Source organism: Jannaschia formosa, from assembly GCF_003340555.1.
Classification (GTDB): Bacteria; Pseudomonadota; Alphaproteobacteria; order Rhodobacterales; family Rhodobacteraceae; genus Jannaschia; species Jannaschia formosa.
The window spans coordinates 1-557 of the sequence record NZ_QPLJ01000127.1; the positions used below are offsets into that span (position 1 = coordinate 1).

General features: G+C 73.6%; 1 pseudogene. It reads left to right on the plus strand.

Going from position 1 to position 557, the window contains the following annotated elements:
* Nucleotides 1–557: pseudogene (locus tag DR046_RS24545) on the plus strand (IS630 family transposase); the annotation flags it as partial.

Consider the following 557-nt stretch of genomic DNA (forward strand, 5'->3'; position numbering starts at 1 on the left):
GGACTGGGTCCACCGCTACAACGACGGGGGCCTGGAGGGCCTGTCGGACCGGCGCGGGTCCGGGCCGCCCGCGCGGCTGAGCCCCGAGCAGCGGGCGGAGCTCGTCTTGATCGTCGAGGCGGGGCCCGATCTGGCGGTGGACGGCGTGGTGCGCTGGCGGCGGGTGGATCTGCAACGGGTGATCCGCGAGCGCTTCGGCGTCGAGATGCACGAGCGCACCGTGGGCAAGCAGCTCGCCGCGATGGGCTTGCGGCGGCTGTCGGTGCGCCCGCATCACCCCAAGCGGGATCCGGAGGCGCAGGAGGCGTTCAAGAAAACTTCGCCGACACCGTAGCCAAGGCCCTGCCGGAGGCGGCTCGGGGCAAGCCCCTGGAGGTCTGGTTCCAGGACGAGGCACGGATCGGCCAGCAGGGCACGCTCACCCGCGTCTGGGCACCCAGGGGAAGCAGACCGCCCGCGCCTCGCGATACCCGCTACCAATGGGCCTACCTCTTCGGCGCCGCCTGTCCCGCCCGGGGCGCCACCGCCGCGCTGGTCATGCCGCGCGCCGACACGCA